The 17,541-nt window shown below is 70.1% G+C and carries 17 protein-coding genes; 12 read left to right on the forward strand and 5 right to left on the reverse strand.

Annotated elements, in window-relative coordinates; translation table 11 throughout:
• Positions 1–81 precede the first annotated feature (81 nt).
• A complete protein-coding gene (locus tag ACWD04_RS30015) occupies positions 82–924 on the reverse strand; it encodes a chaplin family protein (protein ID WP_451136888.1) in 843 nt (280 codons plus the stop codon).
• A gap of 471 nt (positions 925–1,395) precedes the next feature.
• Between ACWD04_RS30015 and ACWD04_RS30020 the strand changes: the two genes are divergently transcribed.
• The 4 genes from ACWD04_RS30020 (at position 1,396) to ACWD04_RS30035 (ending at position 4,007) form a co-directional block, all read left to right on the forward strand.
• A complete protein-coding gene (locus tag ACWD04_RS30020; RefSeq protein WP_451136889.1) occupies positions 1,396–2,169 on the forward strand; it encodes a hypothetical protein in 774 nt (257 codons plus the stop codon).
• Positions 2,170–2,766: 597 nt separating this feature from the next.
• A complete protein-coding gene (locus ACWD04_RS30025; RefSeq protein WP_451136890.1) occupies positions 2,767–3,036 on the forward strand; it encodes a hypothetical protein in 270 nt (89 codons plus the stop codon).
• A gap of 248 nt (positions 3,037–3,284) precedes the next feature.
• Complete coding sequence (locus tag ACWD04_RS30030) at positions 3,285–3,560, forward strand: hypothetical protein (RefSeq protein WP_451136891.1); 276 nt, start codon at positions 3,285–3,287, stop codon at positions 3,558–3,560.
• 99 nt (positions 3,561–3,659) lie between these two features.
• Entirely contained in the window at positions 3,660–4,007 is a 348-nt protein-coding gene (locus ACWD04_RS30035) for a hypothetical protein (RefSeq protein WP_451136892.1), read from the forward strand.
• A 141-nt stretch (positions 4,008–4,148) separates the two neighbouring features.
• Here the strand turns inward: ACWD04_RS30035 and ACWD04_RS30040 are convergent, their stop codons facing one another.
• Positions 4,149–5,120: an alpha/beta fold hydrolase gene (locus ACWD04_RS30040; RefSeq protein WP_451136893.1), complete on the reverse strand. Its 972-nt coding sequence runs from the start codon at positions 5,118–5,120 to the stop codon at positions 4,149–4,151.
• A 772-nt stretch (positions 5,121–5,892) separates the two neighbouring features.
• Here ACWD04_RS30040 and rsgA point away from each other — a divergent pair.
• Complete coding sequence (gene rsgA / locus ACWD04_RS30045; protein ID WP_451136894.1) at positions 5,893–7,056, forward strand: ribosome small subunit-dependent GTPase A; 1,164 nt, start codon at positions 5,893–5,895, stop codon at positions 7,054–7,056.
• 57 nt (positions 7,057–7,113) lie between these two features.
• Here the strand turns inward: rsgA and ACWD04_RS30050 are convergent, their stop codons facing one another.
• Together ACWD04_RS30050 and ACWD04_RS30055 are read right to left on the reverse strand one after the other, a co-directional pair.
• On the reverse strand, positions 7,114–7,596 hold the full coding sequence (locus ACWD04_RS30050; RefSeq protein ID WP_451136895.1) for a DUF456 domain-containing protein: 483 nt from the start codon (positions 7,594–7,596) through the stop codon (positions 7,114–7,116).
• Positions 7,597–7,675: 79 nt separating this feature from the next.
• On the reverse strand, positions 7,676–8,662 hold the full coding sequence (locus ACWD04_RS30055; protein WP_451136896.1) for a helix-turn-helix domain-containing protein: 987 nt from the start codon (positions 8,660–8,662) through the stop codon (positions 7,676–7,678).
• 262 nt (positions 8,663–8,924) lie between these two features.
• Here ACWD04_RS30055 and ACWD04_RS30060 point away from each other — a divergent pair, with 262 nt between their 5' ends.
• The 7 genes from ACWD04_RS30060 to ACWD04_RS30090 all read left to right on the forward strand — a co-directional run bounded on the left by ACWD04_RS30060 (position 8,925) and on the right by ACWD04_RS30090 (position 17,147).
• Positions 8,925–10,232 carry a protein phosphatase 2C domain-containing protein gene (locus tag ACWD04_RS30060; RefSeq protein ID WP_451136897.1) on the forward strand — a complete coding sequence of 436 codons (1,308 nt, stop codon included), beginning with the start codon at positions 8,925–8,927 and terminating at the stop codon, positions 10,230–10,232.
• A gap of 60 nt (positions 10,233–10,292) precedes the next feature.
• Positions 10,293–12,035 carry a pyruvate dehydrogenase gene (locus ACWD04_RS30065; RefSeq protein WP_451136898.1) on the forward strand — a complete coding sequence of 581 codons (1,743 nt, stop codon included), beginning with the start codon at positions 10,293–10,295 and terminating at the stop codon, positions 12,033–12,035.
• Positions 12,036–12,183: 148 nt separating this feature from the next.
• The gene (locus tag ACWD04_RS30070) at positions 12,184–12,957 is read left to right on the forward strand and encodes a helix-turn-helix domain-containing protein (protein WP_451136899.1); all 774 of its coding nucleotides are present in this window, start codon (positions 12,184–12,186) and stop codon (positions 12,955–12,957) included.
• 236 nt (positions 12,958–13,193) lie between these two features.
• On the forward strand, positions 13,194–14,231 hold the full coding sequence (locus ACWD04_RS30075) for an iron-siderophore ABC transporter substrate-binding protein (protein ID WP_451136900.1): 1,038 nt from the start codon (positions 13,194–13,196) through the stop codon (positions 14,229–14,231).
• Entirely contained in the window at positions 14,228–15,271 is a 1,044-nt protein-coding gene (locus ACWD04_RS30080; RefSeq protein ID WP_451136901.1) for a FecCD family ABC transporter permease, read from the forward strand. The genes ACWD04_RS30075 and ACWD04_RS30080 overlap by 4 nt, the downstream gene beginning before the upstream one ends.
• Positions 15,268–16,320, forward strand: a complete 1,053-nt coding sequence (locus ACWD04_RS30085) for a FecCD family ABC transporter permease (protein WP_451136902.1) — start codon at positions 15,268–15,270, stop codon at positions 16,318–16,320. Before ACWD04_RS30080 ends, ACWD04_RS30085 begins: the two co-directional genes overlap by 4 nt.
• On the forward strand, positions 16,317–17,147 hold the full coding sequence (locus ACWD04_RS30090) for an ABC transporter ATP-binding protein (RefSeq protein ID WP_451136903.1): 831 nt from the start codon (positions 16,317–16,319) through the stop codon (positions 17,145–17,147). The genes ACWD04_RS30085 and ACWD04_RS30090 overlap by 4 nt, the downstream gene beginning before the upstream one ends.
• Here ACWD04_RS30090 and ACWD04_RS30095 read toward each other — a convergent pair.
• Positions 17,133–17,522 carry a barstar family protein gene (locus ACWD04_RS30095; RefSeq protein ID WP_451136904.1) on the reverse strand — a complete coding sequence of 130 codons (390 nt, stop codon included), beginning with the start codon at positions 17,520–17,522 and terminating at the stop codon, positions 17,133–17,135. The two genes, ACWD04_RS30090 and ACWD04_RS30095, sit on opposite strands and share 15 nt — an antisense overlap.
• Between the last annotated feature and the right edge of the window lie 19 nt (positions 17,523–17,541).

Raw genomic sequence — 17,541 nt, forward strand, 5'->3', positions numbered from 1 at the left:
CGCCCCGGTCGCGCAGCTGGCGCACACCGGTGCAGGTGACATGGGTCTGGCCGCCGGGCGGCCCTTCGTGCGATGGCGAACCTAGTTGCGCGCACCGCGGGTGCGGCGCATCAGCACCGCACCGCCCAGGAGCAGCGCTGCGGCCCCACCGGCGGCCAGACCCATGTCACCTGCACCGGTGTGCGCCAGCTGCGCGACCGGGGCGTTCGGTGCGGGAGCACTGACGGAAGGCTCGTCGGCCGAGGGCGGCTGGGCGGCGGTCGGGGGCTCGTCGACCTTCGGCTCGTCATCCTTCGGCTCGTCGGCCTGCGGCTCGTCGACGGGCGGCTGCGCGGGGCCGCTCTCGTTGAGGCATTCGTTGTCGGCGGCCGCGTTGAGGAGTCCGATTAGATTGACGCTGTTGCCGCAGGCGTTGACCGGGATGTGCACGGGGGCCTGGATCACGTTGCCGGAAAGCACGCCGGGGGAGCCGGCGGCCACGCCGTCGGCGCTCGCTCCGCCGTATCCCTGGTAGGCGTCGTCGCCGTAAGCGTCGGAGCTCGGACCGGCGTGACCGCGGTCGCTCTCGCCGGAAGCTTCCTCGGTCCCGCTGTCGTAAGCGTGGTCGCTGTGCATGCCGCGATCCTCGCCGTGACGGTCGCTCTGCTCGGCTTCCTCGCCGTGAGGGTGGCCCTTGTCGGAGCCGATGTTCGCGCATTCGTTGCCGAATGAGGGATTCAGCAGGGCGGCCGCGTTGACGGTGTTGCCACAGGCGTTGACCGGGACGTGCACCGGTACCTGGGCGACGTTGCCCGAGCCGACGCCCGGCGAATTGACGGCGGCACCCTCGGCCGAGGCGTCGGCGTGGGCATATCCGCCGACGGCGGTCAGGATGCCGGACGCCGCTGCCATGACGATCATGCTTTTGTTCAACACTTGACGCATTGAATGGGCCTTCCTCAACATTTCCGCGCGGGTGGTGCACCCGCAAGTGACGCCTGTATGGGACGAGTGGTGCCGTTGCGTGTGAGGTCATGACCTCGGCGGACCGTCATCTCAAGCGCGCTGGACGACAGTCATAACGAGCGGACCGCGCCGGGGAAACTTGGAAGGCGTCACAAAGTTTGGAATCCTCCGTACGGGTTACGTGTACGCGTTCTAGTTGCCTGGGCGGCCCCCCCCGCGACGGGGTCGGCCGCGCCCCTCTGCAGTTGAGTGCGGCCGGAGCCTCGCCGCCGCCTATCACCCCTTCAGCGGCATTACTCCTCCGCATCCACCTCGTTCATTGTTGTGGTACGTGAGGGGTGAAGCCGGACTGTTGTACAGTCGCGAAGATTTGCCCCACCAGCCCATTCGTGAAGGCTTCAACGCACACAAACGAAAGGCATCTCCGTGTTCGGAAAGCGAACTGCCGCTGTGTCCCTGTCAGCCGTGGCACTGCTGGCGATCGGGGCGGCTTCGGCCAAGGCCGATGACGGCCCCAAGTTCGAGAACAACGGTCAAATCCTGTCCTGCTTCAGCCTGGAAGCCCTGCACATCCCGATCGCATCGACCTCCAGCAACAAGATGGACTGCTCCACGAACTACGAGTGGAACACCCAGGCGAACACGAACACGACGGTCATTGACGCCGACGTCGCTCCGGCCGCGGCTCCGGCCGTGGCTCCGGCCCAGGCGCCGGCTGCGGCGCCAGCTGTGGCTCCGGCCCAGGCTGCGGCTCCGGCTGTGGCTCCGGCCCAGGCTGCGGCTCCGGCTGTGGCTCCGGCCCAGGCTGCGGCTCCGGCTGTGGCTCCGGCCCAGGCTGCGGCTCCGGCCGTGGCTCCCGCCGAGGCTCCGGCCCAGGCTCCGGCCCAGGCTCCGGCCCAGGCTCCGGCCCAGGGTCCGGCCCAGGGTCCGGCCCAGGCTCCCGCCGAGGGTCCGGCCGACGGTCCGGCCCAGGCTCCGGCCCAGGCTCCGGCCCAGGCTCCCGCCGAGGGGCCGGCCGACGGTCCGGTCCAGGCTCCGGCCGAGGGTCCGGCGCAGGCTCCGGCCGACGGTCCGGCCCAGGCTCCGGTCCGCGAGCAGGGGTCGCTGTCCATGCCCGTCGAGGCGCAGGGCGTCGTGCAGACGCCGCTGCAGGAGCAGGCTCCGGTAGGGGTGCAGGCCGGCGTCGAGGCGCCCGTGGAGGAGCTGGCCCTCACTCAGGACTAGGGCGTACTCGGGCGGATCGCTTCCGCCGGGTGCTTGCTTGTAGTCGCGCGCTGGATTCCAGGCGTCGCTGTCACAGCCGAAATGCCGCTCATGTGCGTAGCGGTTGACTGCACGCCGCGTTCGGCCGCAGATCAGGATTACTCCCTGCCACTTTTCTTATGATGGGCGTATGCCGATAGTAATATCGGCTGTCTGGGTGACTCCAGAAAATGCCCACACTGCGAACTGCGGCAGGGGCGGGAGAGGCCGCTGAGCCGACCTCGTGCCAAATGCGCCGCCGCCGCCGGGTTCCTCCCCCGGTGGCGGCGGTTTCTTTGTGTTGTGGAGATATGCATGCCCCCTGATGGAGCTGCTGCCGACACGCCTCGCGGCATGGCCCGAACGGGTGGAATCCCCGAGCGTGCCGGGCGCCCCCTGATCCCGCGAAAACCCTGTCCCCCAAGGAAGAGCCGGTTTTATGTGCCGAGCGGTCGTCCACGGTTCTTCATTGCTCCCCAGCGAGTCGTGGTGATGTGCCGGACATTCTCCTCTAACATCTCGTAACTGTAAGAACACGGCCAACAGGGACCGTGTTTTACTAGTCAAACGGAGAACGAAATGCGCAAGCTTCAGAAGGCTGCTGTCGTGGCGGCGATGCTCGGAAGCATCGGCTTCATCGGTGCCGGTACCGCCTCCGCGGGCGAGGGTCCGAGCTTCGACGTGACGCAGAGCACCTCCTGCAAGTCGCACGACCTCAACATCGACGTCCTCGGCAACGTCGGCCTCCTGAACGGTGTGCTCGGCAACGCGCTGAACGGCGAGGGCAACCCGGGCGCCCAGAGCACCAGCCAGGGTTCGACGCAGGGCTGCAACAACTCCGCGTTCTGAGTGGCGGTCGGTAGCCGACCGTAGATCAAAAAATGGCGGCGGGCTGTCCCTCGGGGGGCGGCCCGCCGTCTCGTTGTGCCGGCTGTGGCATCACGGCGCGCCGGGCGGCCCGCGTTCGGCCGAACGGTGGTCATCGCCTTGTTTCCCGGCACGTCGTTTGGCGCCGGAGAGCGCACTGCCGTAAGTTCGACACTGTGAGTGCACGCACCACTACGGAGCGTGCCCCTTGGGAAAATCGGAGAAGAGAAATGCGCAAGCTTCAGAAGGCCGCCGTCGTCGTCGCGATGCTCGGGAGCGTCGGCTTCCTCGGTGCCGGCACCGCGGCCGCCGGCGGCCACGACGGCCCGGAGGTCAACGTTCAGCAGTCGGCGTCCTGTGTCTCGCACGACCTGAACGTCGATGTCCTCGGCAACGTCGGCGTCCTCAACGGCCTGGGTGGCAACCTCCTCGGTGGCGAGGGCAACCCCGGTGCCCAGGCCACCGAGCAGGGTTCGAACCAGGGCTGCGACAACACCGCGTTCTGAGCACCCGGTAGTCGAGTAAGTACCTGAGAGCGGGTCCCGGTTTCCGAGCCATGCGCCCGGCAGCGGGACCCGTTTTCTTATCGTGGAGGAACACAGCATATGTTCGGTCGGAAGAAGATCGCGGTCGCCTCGATGCTCATGGGCGGCCTCGCCCTGACGGGGCTGGGGGTCACCCAGGCGTACGCCGGACCGCCCCAGGGCGACTGTTCCACGGACGCGTACGGCAACCTCGTCTGCGTCCAGAAGAGCGAGACCTCCTACACCAGCGAGGACGGTACCTACCACCTCTCGCAGAAGCAGGATTGCACGACGGTCAGCCGGGAGACGGTTTACCAGCCCGAGGTCAGCGTGGGGCAGGGCGGGACGACGGAGGTCGGCCCGACCGTGAGCTGCTCCAACTCGGCGCCCGCGCCGGAGGGCTTCGTCGCCCCCACCGTCGGGCGCTGAGCCCGACAGCCGGGCCCCACCCCGGATGGTCCTGTTACGGGCCCCGGGCTTGAGGCCCGGCACGTATGCACAGACGGATGGCCGAGACCCGAGCGAACCGGGTCTCGGCCATCCGTCTGTGCATACGTGCTCAGCGGGCCCTCACAGGGCGGCCGCCTGGTCTGCAGGGGCCGGTGCGGGTACGACGGGGCGCCGTACCGCCGTGCCCAGTGTTTCGATCGCGTTGCAGTACGGCAGCCCGGTCAGAGGCTGGTGGGTGCAGAACCTGATGATCAGGTCGGAGAACTCCTCCATTCTTTCCACCGGGGCCAGGTGGTCGGCCTCCCTGATGGTGGTGAAGTTCGCGCTGGGCAGCGAGGCGGCGACAGCGCGCCCCATGGTGGGAGTGCAGAGTGTGTCGTACTCGCCGGTGCACACCAGGGACGGCACGGAGGGCAGCGGCTCGTCCCGGAACCAGTCGTGGCTCATCAGGCGCGCATTGTGCTCCACCGACATCCGGAGTTCGTCGGGCGATTGGGCCATGAACTGCCGCAGGAGCAGCCGGGAGACGACCGCGTGTTTGCGTACGACACCGGTTCCGGCAGGCGACATGAACCGCTCGACCAGTTCACCGGCGATCCCGGCTCGGTCTCCGCGTTCCAGCATCCGCGTCCAGCGCGGCACCGCGGCGGCGTAGTCGTCCGGGATCACCCGGGTCATCCCGACCAGTCCCAGCTTGACCACGTGCTCGGGGTACTGCTGGGCGAAACGCGTGGCGATGGCCCCGCCGAAGCAACTGCCGACGAGGTTTACCCGCGGCATGCCCAACTCGCCGAGCATGTGCCGCACATTGGCCGCGAGGAAGTCGATGCCGTGCCAGGCGGGGAGGAAATCCGCTGTTCCGTAGCCGGGGAGGTCCACAGTGACCGTGGTGCAGTAGTCGGCCAGCCACTTCTCGTGCCGCGACCACGCGTATCGGTTCTGCGAGGAACCGCCCAGGAGGAGCAGCGGTTCGGCCCGCGGGTGCTCCTGGTGGACGATGCGGCAGTGGTAGGCGAACCCCTCGAAGGTGAGCGCGCGTTCCTCCACCCTTACGGGGGCCGGTGACTTGCCGCCGTGGATGGGGCCCGGCACTGGTGTGTCCTGTGCGGTACTGATGTCGGAACGCATGGGGCCCCCAAGGGAGTGGGATGAGTTTGAGGTTGAATCTCACGATCCTCCCATCGCACCCCCCTTCGTGACGATCCATCCTTAGTGGGCGTGTCGGTGATATCGGCTGCGTCCGGGGCCGAAGCGGCCCGCACGCGCCTGCACCGCGCCGGGGAGCTGGTGTTGCGGATCGGTCGTCGTCAACGCCTGTGTCGCGGAACGGCCTTCGGCCAATCGGCCGAGTGCGCGTTGAGCCGGTTGACCCAACAGGGGCTACGTTTCGCGGTACCTCGGGTAGGGCACTTTCATGGATCAGCACGAAAGCCGCCGACCGTCGTGGCGCACCGACTCCGATACACCTGTCTACGATCGTCTGCTCGCCGAATGGCGAGAGGCCGCGGAGGCCGCGGAGGCTGCGAGGCGCAAGGAACTGACGTCGACCTCGCCCACTGTGTCCGACCCGCGCCACGGAAATATCTTGGTTCCCGGTGCCCGGACCTCCGCCGAAGGCATGGGCAGCGGGAGCTGACCGAGTAGGCAGGAAAAAAAGCCGTTGACGCCGCCCGGTCACCTCTCGCTAGGGTGTGCCGAGTCAGAGGAAGCAGGAGGTGAGGACATTGATGACTGTCGTTGCGGTGGGCGCTGCCCACGACCCGAAGAGCATCGTTCCCACCCCTGTGGCCGCCGGCTGACCTTGACCTTTTCCCTCCGCGCCTGAAGAGCGCGGCGCCGGGGCCGCCCTTGTGAAGGGTTTCCCTTGTTTTCCTCCATTCCTCAGGCTTCCACCCCGTCGCACCCTCTGGCCCCTTACGGCTGGGACGACGCATGGGCCGACACGTTCGCTCCGTACGCCGGGCAGGGACTCCTGCCGGGACGCGTGGTGCGGGTGGACCGCGGTCAGTGCGACGTGGTCACTCCGGACGGCACCCGCAGGGCGGACACCGCGTTCGTGGTGCCCCGTGACCCGATGCGGATCGTCTGCACCGGAGACTGGGTGGCCGTCGACCGCGACGGCGACCCGCGGTTCGTCCGCACCCTCCTGCCCCGCCGCACCGCCTTCGTGCGCTCGACGTCGTCGCAGCGCTCCGAAGGGCAGGTGCTCGCCACCAACATCGATCACATCGTCATCTGTGTCTCGCTCGCGGTCGAGCTGGACCTCGGACGGCTGGAACGGTTCCTGGCGCTGGCCATGTCCAGCACTGCCGGCGCCGCTCTGCTCGACGACGGTCCCAGCTCTGTCGCGTACGGGACACACGAGGTGCACCCGCTCGTGCTGCTCACCAAGGCCGACCTGGTGCCGGATGCCACCACACTGTCCCATCTCGTCGCGGACGTCGAGGGCCTCGCCCCCGGGGTGCAGGTGCTCCCTGTCAGCTCCGCCACGGGGGAGGGTGTCGATGTGTTCGGCGCCGTCGTCGCCGGCGGTACGAGCGTGCTGCTCGGGACCTCCGGCGCCGGTAAGTCGACGCTCGCCAACGCCCTGCTCGGCGAGGAAGTGATGCACGTGCGGGCGGCGCGGGAAGTGGACGGCAAGGGCCGTCACACCACCACCACGCGCAACCTCCTCGTGTTGCCGACGGGCGGTGTCCTGATCGACACCCCCGGGCTGCGGGGTGTCGGTCTCTGGGATGCGGAGACCGGCGTCGGCCAGGTCTTCCCGGAGATCGAGGACCTGGCTCGGCAGTGCCGTTTCCATGACTGCGCCCACGAGGTCGAGCCAGGCTGCGCCGTGCTCGGCGCGATCGAGGACGGGGCGCTGCCCGAGCGGCGTCTCGACAGCTACCGCAAGCTGCTCCGGGAGAACCACCGCATCGCGGCGAAGACGGATGCCCGGCTGCGCACCGAGACCCTGCGCGAATGGAAGCGCAGGAGCTCGGAGGGCCGGGCGGCCATGGCGATGAAGCGGGGCAGGACGCGTTAGCGGGAACGGCCCAGGAGGTCCGGGCGACGGCTGTCGTCGCCCGGGCCTCCCCGGTCATCAGCCCCAGATGACGGCACCCAGCCATGCCCCCACGGCCAGAAGACAGCAGAACAGCTCCAGGAGCACCGAGTACCCCGTCGCGCGCATCACGGACCTGAGCGACGTCCAGCCCGCCGCCCGGCTGCCGAGGCGCAGGCGCTCAACGCCGTAGACCGCGCCGACGTATCCCAGGACCCCGCCCACCACCGGGATCACGAAGAAGCCGGCGATGGCCGCGATTCCGCCGGCCATCAGCGTCCTGCGCGGTGCCCCCGTCTCGTGCGGGCGCCGCGAGGGCAGCAGCGCCTTCAGCGCCTGGTTCAGCAGCAACAGGCAGGTCGCGGCGATCAGCACGCCCCAGGCGACCGGAGCCGGGTCCGTCAGCGCCCACCACAGCACCGCGGCCCAGATGATCGCCTGACCGGGCACGCCCGGCACCAGTACGCCGACCAGGCCGAGCAGCATCACCGCCCCGACGGCAACGAGCTGCCACACACTCATTGGACCAGCGTGCCGGAGGACGTCGGGTACCGCGCGTCAACAGGTCTCCGCGAGCGGCCGAAGCCGCAGGCCGGGGAGGTCAGCGCGGGGCGCGGGCCACCCAGCCACGTTCGTACGCGTGCCAGCCGAGCTGCAGCCGGGTGGAGACCCCGGTGAGCTCCATGAGACCTTTCACCCTCCGCTGCACCGTCCGCAGACCCAGGTCCAGTTGCTTCGCCACGCTCGTGTCCGTCAGACCGGCCAGCAGCAGCGAGAGGATCTCCAGGTCGGTCGGATCCGCACCCGGACCGTTCTGCTCGCTGATCCCGCCCCCGCCGAGCCGCAACGGCATCGCGTCGCGCCACACCGCCTCGAAGAGGCCCGTCAGCGACTCCAGCAGCCCGCTGGCGTGAATCACCAGCGCGGCCGGTTCGGCCCCCCGGCCGGTCAGCGGCACCATGGCCAGCGCGGCGTCGGCGAGCACCAGCTTCGTCGGCACCCGGTCCACCACCCGGCACTGCTCGTCGCGGCCCAGCGCCGCCGACAGCTCCACGATCCCGGACGGCAGTGAGAGCACGTCCCGCTCGACGACCACGCGGTAGGAGACGCCCCGCGTCGTCGCCCGTTCCTCGGACTCGTTCTCCATCCCGGTCACCGCGATCGGCTTCCCCGTGACCAGTGCGCAGACCTCGGACACGGCGCCCAGCCGCAGCTGATGGAACCGGTGGGCCACCGCGCTCGCGCCCGTCACCACCTCCACCAGGTCGTGCACCGCGGGTTCGGCCGCCTCCGCCCGGTACTCCTCGGTGAGGAGGGCGGACGCCAGCTCCGCCTGCTCGAGCTCATGACGTTGTCGGGTCAGCAGGGCGCCCAGCGCGACCCCGGGCGGCGCGGCGACCCAGCGGTCCGCCCGCGACGACGACCGGGCCACGAGGCCTTGCTGTTCCAGGAGGCGCAGCGCGCGCTCGGTCTCCGCCTCCGGCATCGCCAGCCGGCGCGCGAGAGCGGGAAGCTCCGCGGCTCCCGCCGCGACCAGCGCCCGGTAGGCAGCTTCCTGTCTCTCGTCGAGACCTATCGCTGACAGCATCCTCGGCCCTCCCCGGATCCGTGCTCGCGCGTTCCCGCGCTCATCGGACGGGGTGTGCCGTGGCGGAAAACGGCCACGGCGTAAACCCGCCGGGCCCATCATGCCCCGTAGCACCCGTCTTGCTGACAATCCGGCGCCACCGCAGCAACGACCGCCCCACGGGCGGTGGGGATGGCCGGCGGGCCTCCACGCCGGAACCACGTCCGGGCCACATTTCCGGATGAGCCGTTTTCGTACGCTCCGAGCGGTCGACAATATGGGCATGAGCCAGCAGGGGGAGAAGCCCGCCGCCCACGAGGACGAGTGGTGGCGCAGGCTGTACGACGAGACCGCGCCGGACACCGGGCCGAGCAGCGCGGCCGACAGTCTCGACGACCGCTTCGCCTCGGCGTCGGATGCCGTGGGCGGTGCGGAGACGGCCCAGGCGGACCACGTGGACCACCCGGTCACGGTGGTGCCGCTGCCCGACCCGCGCTCACCAGGGGCGGATTCGAAGCCGGAGCCGCCGACGCTCCCCGCGCCGAAGCCACCGCCCGCCGCGCCGGAGCCGACGCTTCCGCGCACCGTCGCGGTCGGGCGCCCCTGGGAGGCCCCTGCCGGGCCGTCCCGTCCGCAGACCTTCGCCGCACGGCCGCCGGCCGCGTCCCCGCCTTCCGAGCCGCCCACCTACGACACCGAGCCCGCCGCGCTGCCCGCGTCCGGCCCCGAGGACCTCGACGACCTCGTCCCCGACACGGTCCTCGACGGCGCCCGGTACGGGACGTACACGCTGCGGGCCGCGTCCGTGCGGGGGGACTCGGCGCGCTCCCGCGGTGAGCCCCGCCGCGACGCCCTGCTCATCGCGCGCTTCGGTACCGGGGACAGTGCACTGGTCCTGGTCGCGGTGGCCGGTGGCGCCCGGGGCGGGGGACAGGCCCGTCCCGCCGCCGACGCGTGCCGTTGGATCGGCGGATCCGTCGCCCGCAGTCATGCCCGGCTCTCCGACGACATAAGGGCGGGGCGCAGGGGCGACCTGAAGTCGGGCCTGCACCGCCTCACCGACCGTACCTACGGCAAGCTGCGCGCCCGGGCCGCCGAACTCGGCCTCGAACCGTCCGCGTACAGCGCGGGCCTGCGCTGTCTGCTGCTGTCCGCCGACCCGGAGTGCCGCACCCGGGTCTTCTTCGGCATCGGACCGGGCGGCCTCTTCCGCCTCCGCGAAGGAGCCTGGCAGGACCTCGACCCCGTGCTCCCCGCGGGCGGCGCCGCGGCGAGCGAAGAGGGCCCCGGCGGGGGCCGGCTGACGAGGGATCCGCAGATCACCCCGCCCTCGTTCGCCGGCGGTCCGCCACCCCTGCCCGCGGAGCCCTTCCGCTTCCGCGCCTCCGTCGCCCGGCCCGGGGACACGCTGCTGCTCTGCGGAGACGGCCTGGCCGAACCGATGCGCGGAGAGCCGGCGCTCGCCGAGGAGCTGGCGCGGCGCTGGTCCGGGGACGGCCCACCCGGTCTGCCCGCCTATCTGGCCGACACCCAGCTGAGGACCAAGAGGTACGCCGCCGACCGTACGAGCGCCGCGGTCTGGGAGGCGTAACCGGGCACGCCGTGGGTTGATGGAGTCACGGACAGCCGGAGGCAGAGAGGGTGCGCACCCATGGCCAAGCAGAAAGTGGCGGAACAGTTCGTCGACATCCTCGTGCGGGCTGGGGTCAAGCGGCTGTACGGCGTCGTCGGTGACAGCCTCAACCCCGTGGTCGACGCCATCCGGCGTAACGCGGCCATCGAGTGGGTCCAGGTCAGGCACGAGGAGACCGCCGCGTTCGCGGCCGGCGCAGAGGCCCAGATCACCGGCACCCTCGCCGCCTGCGCCGGGTCGTGCGGGCCGGGCAACCTCCACCTCATCAACGGCCTCTACGACGCCCACCGCTCCATGGCCCCGGTGCTCGCCCTCGCCTCGCACATCCCGTCGAGCGAGATCGGTCTCGGCTACTTCCAGGAGACCCATCCGGAGCTGCTCTTCCAGGAGTGCAGCCACTACAACGAGATGATCTCCAACCCGCAGCAGATGCCGCGGCTGCTCCAGACCGCCATCCAGCACGCGATCGGCCGCGGCGGCGTCAGCGTCGTCTCGATGCCCGGCGACATCGCCTCCCAGCAAGCCCCCGAGAAGTCGATCGAGCACGCCCTGGTCACCTCGCGTCCCTCCGTGAAGCCCGGTGACGAGGAGATCGACAAGCTCTGCCGAATGATCGACAAGGCCGGACGGGTGACGCTGTTCTGCGGAAGCGGCACAGCGGGCGCGCACGCCGAGGTCATGGAGTTCGCCGAACGGGTGAAGGCCCCCGTCGGGCACGCGCTGCGTGGCAAGGAATGGATCCAGTACGACAACCCGTACGACGTGGGCATGAGCGGGCTGCTCGGCTACGGCGCCGCCTACGAGGCCACCAACGAGTGCGACCTGCTGATCCTGCTGGGCACCGACTTCCCGTACAACGCGTTCCTGCCGACCGACGTGAAGATCGTCCAGGTCGACGTGCGCCCCGAGCACCTGGGCCGGCGGTCCAAGCTCGACCTGGCGGTCTGGGGCGACGTGCGCGAGACCCTGCGTGCCCTGACCCCGCGCGTGAAGGTCAAGACCGACCGCACTTTCCTCGACCGGATGCTGAAGAAGCACGCCGACGCGCTGGAGGGTGTGGTCAAGGCGTACACCCGCAAGGTCGACAAGCACGTCCCGATCCATCCCGAGTACGTCGCCTCGGTCCTCGATGAACTCGCCGACGAAGACGCCGTGTTCACCGTCGACACCGGTATGTGCAATGTGTGGGCGGCCCGCTATCTCACACCCAACGGCAAGCGCAGGGTGATCGGTTCGTTCAGCCACGGCTCGATGGCGAACGCCCTGCCGCAGGCGATCGGCGCGCAGTTCACCGACCGGAACCGGCAGGTCGTCTCCATGTCCGGCGACGGCGGATTCACCATGCTGATGGGCGACTTCCTCACGCTTGTCCAGTACAACCTGCCGGTGAAGGTCGTCCTGTTCAACAACTCCTCGCTCGGCATGGTCGAGCTGGAGATGCTGGTGGCGGGGTTGCCTTCGTTCGGTACGACCAACAAGAATCCCGACTTCGCGGCGATCGCGCGCGCCGCGGGGGCCTACGGGGTGCGGGTGGAGAAGCCCAAGCAGCTGGAGGGCGCGCTCAAGGACGCCTTCAGGCACAAGGGGCCCGCGCTCGTCGACGTGGTCACCGACCCGAACGCCCTCTCCATCCCACCGAAGATCAGCGCAGACATGGTCACCGGCTTCGCACTCTCCGCCAGCAAGATCGTCCTGGACGGCGGGGTCGGCAGGATGCTCCAGATGGCCCGCTCCAACCTCCGTAACGTGCCTCGGCCCTGAGCGAGGTCGGCGGTGGGCGCTGCCGTGCCGGGACCGGACAGGCGGGGGCGGCGGGATCCACGCGGTCTCGATATGGTGAGGTCATGCGACTGCCCCATCCCACCGGCGACGGCTCGACCGCGCCGGCCGTCGGGCAGGGGGCCGCCTCATGACCAGGGAGACCCGCACCGTGCCGGAGCAGGACGCCGGTGCGGTGCAGACGACGTTCGTCATCCACGGCTACGAAGAGACCGTCGCGCGCGACACCAGTTGGAACGCCCACGCCCACCCCTGGGACGAACTGCTCTGGAACGAGCGGGGCGCGTCCATGGCCGTGGTCGGCGCGCGGGCATGGACGATCACCCCGACCCTGGGCCTCTGGATGCCTGCGGGCACCATGCATTCCGCTTCGGCGGTCGCGGGGACGTGGTACCGGGCGACCTTCTTCGGCCGTACCACCACGCCGTCCCTCTCCGACGTGCCCGTGGCCGTCGAGATCACCCCGCTGCTCCGCCTGCTGCTGGAACGGCTCGGTGACGCCGCCCTCGGGCCCGGGTCCCGGGCGGCCACAGAGGCGATGGTGCTCGACGTGCTGACTCCGTCCTCCCGAAAACTGCTGGTCCACGCCCCGACGTCCCCGCTGCTGCGCCCGATCGCCGACGCCGTGCGCGAGAACCCCGGTGATCAGCGGACGCTGTCCCAGTGGGCTGCCGAGCTGGGCGTGAGCGCCCGGACCGTCACTCGCGCCTTCAACGCCGAGACCGGCACCAGTTTCGCGCGCTGGGTGGCCGGGGTCCGGGCGCAGCACGCGGTCGGGCTCCTCACCCGGGGCTGGGAGGTGGAGGTCGTCGCGGAAGAGGTCGGCTACCGCTCGGCGAGTGCCTTCGGCGCGGCTTTCCGGCGTACGACGGGCTTGACCCCCGGAGCGTTCAGAGCTCGCTGAGCCCGCCGCAGAAGCGGTCACATTCCGGCGTCGCCTCTTCGGTCGCTGTCCCGATCGCTACAAAGGCTGTCTGTAATGGGTGATTGCGACATTCTTGCGTCTTTCATAAGGTCAAGGGCAAGCCAAGCCTTACCTAAGTCGCTTGTGTGTCTTCGGCGCACCGCTCCACGTTCGATCCCGCGCGACGCGGACGTGCGAGGCCGGCGGCGCCCCTCCCTGAACTGGAGTACGGATCCATGCGTCCACACCGCCTTCGCACAGTCGCCGTCGTGGCTGCCCTGCTGGTGGGCCTCACGGCCTGCGGCGGGGAGTCCGCTTCCGAGAAGGACGAGAGCGGCAAGGCCGGCTCGGGCGCGTTCCCGGTCACGATCGAGCACGCACTGGGCAGGACCACGATCCCGACCGAGCCCAAGCGTGTCGCCACGGTGAACTGGGCCAACCACGAGGTGCCGCTGGCTCTCGGCGTCGTGCCCGTGGGCATGGCCGCCGCGAACTTCGGCGACGACGACGGCGACGGCGTCCTGCCCTGGGTCTCGGACAAGCTGAAGGAGCTGGACGCCAGGACTCCGGTCCTCTTCGACGAGACCGACGGCATCGACTTCGAAGCCGTGGCCGACACGAAGCCGGACGTCATCCTCGCCTCGTACTCCGGACTGACCCAGCAGGACTACGACACATTGAGCGACATCGCCCCCGTGGTGGCGTACCCGGAAGCGGCGTGGGCCACTCCGTGGCGCGAGATCATCCAGTTGAACAGCAAGGCGATCGGCCTCGCCGACGAGGGCGAGAAGCTGATCGACGAGGTCGAAGGCGACATCAGGAGGACCGTCGCCAAGTTCCCCCAGCTGACGGGGAAGTCGGCGATGTTCATGACGCACCTCGACCCCAACGACGTGAGCGAGATCGGCTTCTACACGGCCCACGACACCCGCGCCCAGTTCTTCGAGGACCTCGGCCTCAAGACTCCGGGCAGCATTGCCGAGGCGTCCGAGGGCAACAAGAAGTTCTCGCTCACCAAGAGCGCGGAGCAGATCGACGCGTTCGATGACGTCGACATCATCACCGGCTACGGCGACGACACGGGTGAGCTGCTGGAGACCCTGAAGAAGGACCCGCTGCTCTCGAAGATCCCCGCCGTCGAGCGCGGCTCGGTCTATCTCCTGCCGGGCAGCGCCCCGCTGGCGACCGCCGCGAACCCCACCCCGCTGTCGATCTCCTGGGTGCTGGAGGACTACGTGGCCGAGCTCGCCAAGGCCGCGGACAAGGTCAAGTGACCACGGTCGACACCCGGCAGCTGCCGGACGCGGCCCTCGTGCGGCGTCCGGCGCGTGTCCGGCTCCTGTGGCTCCTGATCACCCTGCTCGTGCTGGCGGCGGTGACGGTGCTCTCGGCCGCCGTCGGCTCGCGTACTGTCGCCTGGTCCGATGTCTGGAGCGCGCTCGGCGGAGCGGACGGAACCCTGGAACAGGCGGCCGTCACCAAGCGGATCCCGCGCACCCTGCTGGCCGTGGTGATCGGTGCGGCGCTCGGCCTCGCCGGCGGCGTGATGCAGGGCGTGACCCGCAACCCCCTGGCCGATCCGGGCATCCTCGGCGTCAACATGGGTGCGTCGCTGTCCGTGGTCACGGGGGTCGCGTTCTTCGGGCTCACCTCGCCGACGGGCTACGTGTGGGTCGCCATGGCCGGAGCGGCACTCTCGGCCGTATTCGTCTACACCGTCGGCTCTCTGGGGCGTGGCGGTGCCACCCCGCTCAAACTCGCCCTCGCGGGCGCCGCCACCTCCGCCGCCTTCGCCTCGCTGGTCACCGCGGTCGTCCTGCCCCGTAATGACATCTCGGGCTCCTTCCGGCTCTGGCAGATCGGCGGGGTCGGCGGCGCGTCCTACGATCGCATCGGTCATGTCCTGCCCTTCCTGGGAGCCGGCTTCCTGATCTGCCTGCTGTCCGCGCGGGCGCTGAACTCGCTGGCCCTGGGCGACGAACTCGCCGCCGGGCTCGGGGAACGGGTCTGGGTGGCCCGCGCCACGGCGGCGGTCGGAGCCGTCGTCCTGTGCGGTGCCGCGACGGCGGCCGCCGGACCGATCGGCTTCGTCGGACTCGTCGTCCCGCACGCGTGCCGGATGATGGTCGGCGTCGACCACCGCTGGCTGCTGCCGTTCTCCGCGGTGACCGGTGCCGTGCTGCTGACCGCCGCCGACGTCGTCGGACGGATCGTGGCGCGGCCCTCGGAGGTCGACGTGGGCATCGTGACGGCGCTGATCGGCGCCCCGTTCTTCATCTACACCGTCCGCCGTCAGAAAGTGCGTGCCCTGTGAGCGCCCCCGTCCTCGCCCGGCCGTCCGTCCTTCGCGAGGTCGCCCGCGGACGGGTCCGGAACGCCTCACGCCGGCGTCTGATCGCCCTGGGCCTCGCCGTGCTCGTCGTCGCCGCGTTCGCCGTGACGCTGATGGCCGGACAGACCTTCTATCCTCCGCGTGACGTGGTCCGGGTGGTCCTCGGGGAACAGGTTCCCGGGGCGTCGTTCACCGTGGGGCGGCTGCGGCTGCCGCGCGCGGTGCTCGCCGTGGTCGCCGGGTTCAGTTTCGGCATGGCCGGCGTCACCTTCCAGACGATGCTGCGCAACCCTCTCGCCAGCCCCGATGTCATCGGCATCAGCTCGGGCGCGAGCGCGGCCGCCGCCGTCGCGATCGTGACGCTGTCGCTGGACGAGACGCAGGTGTCGGTCATCGCGATCGTCGCCGCTCTCGTCGTCGCTCTGCTGGTGTACACCCTTGCGTTCCGCGACGGGGTCGTCGGCACACGCCTCATCCTGATCGGCATCGGGATCTCCGCGATGCTCGACAGCATCACCTCCTACATCCTGTCGCGGGCCGCCGAGTGGGACCTCCAGGAGGCCACGCGGTGGCTGACCGGCAGCCTGAACGGGGCGGGCTGGGAACAGACGGTGCCCGCCCTGGTGGCGCTCGCCGTGCTGGCTCCCGTCCTGCTGTCGCAGGGCCGCAACCTGTCCGCCCTGCAACTCGGTGACGACGCCGCCTCGGCGCTCGGGGTCCGCGTCGAACGCACCCGGATCACGGTCATCGTCGCCGCCGTCGGCCTGATCGCCTTCGCGACGGCCGCCGCGGGTCCCATCGCCTTCGTGGCGTTCCTGTCCGGTCCGATCGCGGCCCGGCTGGTCGGCGCGGGGGGCTCCCTCCTGGTGCCCGCCGGGCTGGTCGGTGCGCTCCTGGTGCTCGTCGCGGACTTCGCGGGGCAGTTCGCCTTCGACACCCGCTACCCGGTCGGCGTCGTCACCGGGGTGCTCGGCGCGCCGTACCTCATCTACCTGATTGTCCGCACCCATCGGGCTGGAGGCTCGATATGACCACGTCCCACTCCCTCACCGCCGAGCGGCTGACGCTCGGCTACGGCGATCGCGTCGTCGTCGACTCGCTCGACCTGATGGTGCCGCCCGGCAAGGTCACGGTCATCGTCGGGGCCAACGCCTGCGGGAAGTCGACGCTGCTGCGCTCGATGTCCCGGCTGCTGGCGCCCCGAGAAGGGCAGGTGCTTCTGGACGGCCGGCAGGTGCACCGCATGCCCGCCAAGGAACTCGCGCGCACGCTGGGTCTGTTGCCCCAGTCGCCCATCGCGCCCGAGGGCATCACGGTGCTGGACCTGGTGGGTCGAGGGCGTCACCCCCACCAGGGTGTCTTCACACGGTGGAGCGAGAAGGACGACGCCGCCGTGGCCTCCGCCCTGGAGGCCACACAGACGGCGGAGCTCGCCGACCGCTCGGTGGACGAACTGTCCGGCGGCCAGCGTCAACGGGTCTGGATCGCCATGGCCTTGGCGCAGCAGACCGATCTGCTGCTGCTCGACGAGCCCACCACGTTCCTCGACGCCAGTCATCAGATCGAGGTGCTCGACCTGCTGACCGACCTGAACCGGGCGCGGGGAACGACCGTCGTGATGGTTCTGCACGACCTCAATCTGGCGGCCAGGTACGCGGATCACCTCATCGCTCTCGCTGAGGGGCGGATCCACGCCGCCGGTCCCCCGGCCGAGGTGCTGACGGAGAAAACGGTTGAGACGGTGTTCGGCCTCGAGAGCCGGATCATCGAGGACCCGGTATCCGGCAAGCCCCTGATGCTGCCCATCGGCCGGCACCACATCCGGGCACGGGCCGGCGCGGGCTCACAACAGCCGTAGCGTCCCGGGCGCGGTCCGTTCCGCGATGATTTCGACCAGCTGGTCGAAGAGTGTCGGACCGCGGCCCGCCCGGGCCTCGGCCAGTTCCCGCTCGACGCGCGCCCGGTTGGTGGTGTGCACCCGGGGGAGCAGACGGTCCAGCCTGCGAGCGGTCTCCTCGTGGCCCAGGGCGCGGGCGGAGTGGGCGTGGTCGCGCCACTCGATGACGAAGGGCCCGTCCTCAGGGGTGCCGAAACCGCCGCCGAGGCAGTCCGCGAAGGCGTCGAGACTGCGGCCGAAGTAGCCGCCGGGGCCGTTCACCGCCTCGCCGATCGCATCCCAGAAGCTGTCCAGGCCGGTGATCCCGGAGCCGTCGATCACATAGGTCACGGTCATGCGTGGAGCGTACAAGCGT

Source organism: Streptomyces sp. NPDC002911 (assembly GCF_053591835.1).

Bases quoted from the DNA above. Each gene is read 5' to 3' on its own strand.
- ACWD04_RS30015 (WP_451136888.1), bottom strand. From the start codon at position 924: ATGCGTCAAGTGTTGAACAAAAGCATGATCGTCATGGCAGCGGCGTCC.
- ACWD04_RS30025 (WP_451136890.1), top strand. From the start codon at position 2,767: ATGCGCAAGCTTCAGAAGGCTGCTGTCGTGGCGGCGATGCTCGGAAGC.
- ACWD04_RS30030 (WP_451136891.1), top strand. From the start codon at position 3,285: ATGCGCAAGCTTCAGAAGGCCGCCGTCGTCGTCGCGATGCTCGGGAGC.
- ACWD04_RS30035 (WP_451136892.1), top strand. From the start codon at position 3,660: ATGTTCGGTCGGAAGAAGATCGCGGTCGCCTCGATGCTCATGGGCGGC.
- ACWD04_RS30050 (WP_451136895.1), bottom strand. From the start codon at position 7,596: ATGAGTGTGTGGCAGCTCGTTGCCGTCGGGGCGGTGATGCTGCTCGGC.
- ACWD04_RS30055 (WP_451136896.1), bottom strand. From the start codon at position 8,662: ATGCTGTCAGCGATAGGTCTCGACGAGAGACAGGAAGCTGCCTACCGG.
- ACWD04_RS30060 (WP_451136897.1), top strand. From the start codon at position 8,925: ATGAGCCAGCAGGGGGAGAAGCCCGCCGCCCACGAGGACGAGTGGTGG.
- ACWD04_RS30065 (WP_451136898.1), top strand. From the start codon at position 10,293: ATGGCCAAGCAGAAAGTGGCGGAACAGTTCGTCGACATCCTCGTGCGG.
- ACWD04_RS30070 (WP_451136899.1), top strand. From the start codon at position 12,184: ATGACCAGGGAGACCCGCACCGTGCCGGAGCAGGACGCCGGTGCGGTG.
- ACWD04_RS30075 (WP_451136900.1), top strand. From the start codon at position 13,194: ATGCGTCCACACCGCCTTCGCACAGTCGCCGTCGTGGCTGCCCTGCTG.
- ACWD04_RS30090 (WP_451136903.1), top strand. From the start codon at position 16,317: ATGACCACGTCCCACTCCCTCACCGCCGAGCGGCTGACGCTCGGCTAC.
- ACWD04_RS30095 (WP_451136904.1), bottom strand. From the start codon at position 17,522: ATGACCGTGACCTATGTGATCGACGGCTCCGGGATCACCGGCCTGGAC.